The 3,752-nt window shown below is 48.7% G+C and carries 6 protein-coding genes; 4 read left to right on the plus strand and 2 right to left on the minus strand.

The window, feature by feature from the left end:
* Together Q0338_RS07805 and Q0338_RS07810 are read left to right on the plus strand one after the other, a co-directional pair.
* Window positions 1-572 (plus strand): hypothetical protein (locus tag Q0338_RS07805; protein ID WP_298086261.1); only part of this gene is annotated, 572 nt, incomplete at its 5' end.
* A 153-nt stretch (window positions 573-725) separates the two neighbouring features.
* Window positions 726-1,661, plus strand: a complete 936-nt coding sequence (locus tag Q0338_RS07810) for a DUF4299 family protein (RefSeq protein ID WP_298086266.1) — start codon at window positions 726-728, stop codon at window positions 1,659-1,661.
* On the opposite strand, the gene Q0338_RS07815 is transcribed toward Q0338_RS07810, so the two are convergent.
* The gene (locus Q0338_RS07815; protein ID WP_298086262.1) at window positions 1,650-1,841 is read right to left on the minus strand and encodes a hypothetical protein; all 192 of its coding nucleotides are present in this window, start codon (window positions 1,839-1,841) and stop codon (window positions 1,650-1,652) included. The two genes, Q0338_RS07810 and Q0338_RS07815, sit on opposite strands and share 12 nt — an antisense overlap.
* Window positions 1,842-2,035: 194 nt before the next feature.
* Here Q0338_RS07815 and Q0338_RS07820 point away from each other — a divergent pair, with 194 nt between their 5' ends.
* Window positions 2,036-2,305 carry a hypothetical protein gene (locus Q0338_RS07820; protein ID WP_298086263.1) on the plus strand — a complete coding sequence of 90 codons (270 nt, stop codon included), beginning with the start codon at window positions 2,036-2,038 and terminating at the stop codon, window positions 2,303-2,305.
* Window position 2,306: 1 nt separating this feature from the next.
* A complete protein-coding gene (locus Q0338_RS07825) occupies window positions 2,307-2,906 on the plus strand; it encodes a tetratricopeptide repeat protein (RefSeq protein ID WP_298086264.1) in 600 nt (199 codons plus the stop codon).
* Window positions 2,907-3,120: 214 nt separating this feature from the next.
* Here Q0338_RS07825 and Q0338_RS07830 read toward each other — a convergent pair.
* The coding region (locus Q0338_RS07830) for a hypothetical protein (protein ID WP_298086265.1) at window positions 3,121-3,752 on the minus strand (632 nt) is incomplete at its 5' end.

Below are 3,752 nucleotides of genomic sequence, written 5' to 3' on the forward strand. Positions count from 1 at the left end.
GGACGGAGAAATTTATCGAGGAGATCAAATTTGCCCCGGACGGCCAGACGCTGCTAGGTGAAGCTAAAGAATTTATAAGGCTCGAGGAGAGGTTCGTAGCGATGCTGCGCGATATGGCGCGCTCAGAGGAGCCGTCTGCTGCCGTGATAAACGAAATCCTAGACGAGTCTGTCGATAGCTACTTTGCTAAATTTAAGCGCCTGCAAAACGACGTTTCGCGCCAGATCGAGCTTCAGCTAGAGGAGCTAAAATTTAACGAAAATATCGATAAATTCGCGAGCCTTGCGGGAGCTAAATTTGAAGAGTTAAAGCGCGAAGTAACTCAAGCCGGCGATAAGCTTAAAGAAAATTTTAACGCCAAAGAACGCATCGAAGCGCTCAAAAAAGAGATCAGCGACTTTGAAAAACGAACCGAGGAGAAGCTAACCGAGATAAGTGCTAGCGAGATCGGCGAAAATCTCAAAGCAAAATCAAAAGAACTAGGCGAGAAGCTCTACAAAGCCGCCAAAAATCTCATAAAAACCGCCAAAGAAAAGATCGGTAAAAAAGAGGATGAGAAAAAAGACGAGTAAGCCAAATTTGGGCGCGTATGCTTAAATTTGCGCCCGGATTTTACTTACTCGCTACAAACGGAGACAAATTTGACGCGGTAAATTTGCGCTCAAATTTGACTCCGCCAAAACGCCGCGAAAGTCAAATTTAACCCCAAAGGATCAAAAATTAGTATCACGTTTTTCGTTAAAAATAAAAAGAAGTTTCTAGTCGGCCTTGCGCCCGTGATGAGCGTGGAGGAGGCGCTGCGACTGGTGCCGAATTTATCGCAGTTTAACGCCGACGAGGACGACGAGGAGTTTGACGCCGATGGCTTTTACGGCGCAAAGCTTGATGAGTTTGATTGCCTGGTTGCCGGCACGGACGGACTTAGCGGGCGCGGCTTTGAGATCGGATACGAGGACGGCGCCTATAATGTCCGCGTCGGCACGCCAAGTACCCGCACGGACTGGAAAATCGCTCTAGAGTACCTAAAAAACCTAGCCCTAAAAATGGACGGCGAAATCGTGAGCGAGGACGGGGAGAAATTTAGCGCGCAAAATATCGAAAGCTTTAACTATGAGCCCGATATACGCGCGGGGCTAGAGGCGATAGAGCAAAATTTGCAAAAAGAGGCGCAAATCAGCACTATTTACGGCACGCGAAACGAAGTGTCGTTTGACAAAAAGATCATATCTCGCATACTTGGCGCGAAGGATCCAGCGGGCGAATTTAGCAAATTCGTAACCGATATCCAAAATTTGGATGCGTATTTTGCAAATCAGATGTTTTTCCGCAGGAACGATAGCGGCGAGATCATCGGGCAGTACGTCCTGTCGCAAGACGTCGTTACTGTGCTGCCCTTTGAGCCTAGCGTGGAGTATAAAAATTTACAAATGCTAGGCGACGAAAAAGTCGCGCGCTGGTCGGTCGCGATATTTGGCGGAGAGGGCGACGATGAGGAAAAATACGAGATCCTAGCGACGCTGAAATATGAAAATTTCATCCAAAATTTGCCAAAAGAAAAGTACAAATTTATCGACGCTAAAAATATCGTCGTAAGTGCGTTTAGCAAGGCAGAATTTGACGCTCTCATCGCAAAATGCGGCAAAGAGGGGCTAGCAGACTAGGCTGTTTAGATAGCGGCGGAGATTTGCCCTCCTCATGCTAAATTTAGCGGCGTAGTTAAAACTGCAAGCAAATTTGCCCGCCTTTTTGCTCCGAAACGAAGCCAAATTTGACGCAAGATAGATCAAATTTGGCGTCAAATTTAAAACTCCGCAAGGCTGTAAATTTAACCGCAAACCCAAAATATTAACTTGCGCCGTACCCTTGGATAAAATCGGGCGCAAAAATCAAAAGAGATCAAAAATGCGAAAAATTTTTCCTGCCGCTTTTATGCGCTTTCCTGCTAGGCGGATGCACTACGTACGGCATCGGCCCCTCTAATATATTTCTAGAAAACAAAGAACTAACTCAGCTAAAAGGCCGCCATATCCTAGATATGGAAAAGTACTCCGGCGGCTGGTCGCACATCGAGATAGGTATGCTTTCAAACAAATTCTATATGCAATACGAGCCTCGCGAAGTGCTATCGGTTAATAGATCGTGCAATTTCTGGGGTTGCAGCGTAACAGGCGTCAACTATAGCACCTACGGTTTCGTATACTTTACCACAGATAAGGACGGCTATATCACGGACTACACCGAGGACGGCGACGCGATAAGGAGCGTCAAGCATAAATTTAAAGACCTGCTAGCACTGGAGAACTAAGATGAAAAAGACGGTAATAACATTATGCGCGTTTGCGATCACTGCGGCGTTTGGGCTCTCTAACGAGGATTACGATAAATTTATAGCGCTAGACGATAGCGGAAAATACAAAGAAGCGTTGGCATTTATCAAGCCAAAGGCCGATGGTGGCGACGCCAGAGCCGTCACGCTCGTAGGCTACCTATACGAAGTGAGGATGTCTAGCATCGGCGAAGGCGTAAAGTGGTATAAAAAAGCCATGGGACTAAACGATTCGCTCGCTCACTCGAATATGGCGCGGATCTACTACCGCATGACGGACTATAAGCTAGCCGCGCAGACCCTTGAAAAGGCAAGCAAACTAGGCGACACTGGCGCGGACGCAATGCTAGGAAATATGTATCTAAACGGAATACACTTTAAAAAAGACTATAAAAAAGCGCTCGTCTACATCCAAAAAGCTGTTGCAGATGACGATCCTCAGGCTCTAACCGATCTAGCTATATGCTACGAGAACAGCTACGGCGTCGCAAGGGATATGGATAAGGCCATAGAGTTTTACAAGCGCGGAGCGGCCCAAGGTAACGAATACGCCAAAAGAGCGCTAGAGAGGTTGCAGTAGCCAGTGCGCGGCTGCCTGAGTTTTGACGATACCGACTTTATCCGTCTGGTAGCGGCGACTCGGGCGGCGACAGCTTGGGCCACCTCCCAAACCCGCTCGGTTTAAAATTTAGTTTTCGGTAAACCGCCAGATATCGGCCGGTTTACCCGTTTAGCTTTCGCCTTGCGAAATAACTCAAATTTGGGCAAATTTAAAACCCAAGCCCAAGTCAAATTTAATAAATAAAAAGCCCCGCGTCTTTTGCCTCTCCGACCTTGTCCGTTTTTACCCATGCCGCGATGTAGATGAAAAACGAAGCCACGAGCAAAAAGAAACCAAATACCGCCAAAACACCGCTCGCCCACAGCAGCTCGCCTGCAAAAAACGTGCAAACGTAGACGCGAAAAAGCCCGTTTCTAGTTAGCCTTGCAAGCTCGAAAAAGACCTTGCCCCATACGAACGCGACGTAGCCCAGCAGTAGTAGCGCGATGACGGCCACTAGCTTAGCTAGCGGATGAGCTGCGTCCGCCATATACGATGCCAGCGTCGCCGTGACGTGAGCGACGAACATCACGATCATCGCCTTGCCGTAGTTTACGTGCAGATCCTCGCTGTGAGCGAGCCTGGCGACTCCGCCTAGCGCCGCGTAGGTTAGCAGTGCGGCTGCTATGACGGCGAGATTGTCCGCGATCTGCAGCGCCAGTCCCCCGTAGCTAGCGATAAAGTACGCGTAGATCTTGATCACGGCCGGCACGATGCCCGATGCGATACCTAGCATCCTAGCCCGATCAAACGCCGCGCTCTCTTTTAGCGCAGCCTTCGTCTCCTCGCTTCTGACGTCTTTCGTCGCGCGCTTTTCGCCCTCGC

Origin of the sequence: uncultured Campylobacter sp. (assembly GCF_938018145.1) — a bacterium.
In the GTDB taxonomy this organism is placed as follows: Bacteria; Campylobacterota; Campylobacteria; order Campylobacterales; family Campylobacteraceae; genus Campylobacter_A.

Excerpts from the sequence above, each read along its gene's own strand:
- Q0338_RS07820 (WP_298086263.1), top strand. The coding sequence starts at position 2,036 with ATGGAAAAGTACTCCGGCGGCTGGTCGCACATCGAGATAGGTATGCTT.
- Q0338_RS07825 (WP_298086264.1), top strand. The coding sequence starts at position 2,307 with ATGAAAAAGACGGTAATAACATTATGCGCGTTTGCGATCACTGCGGCG.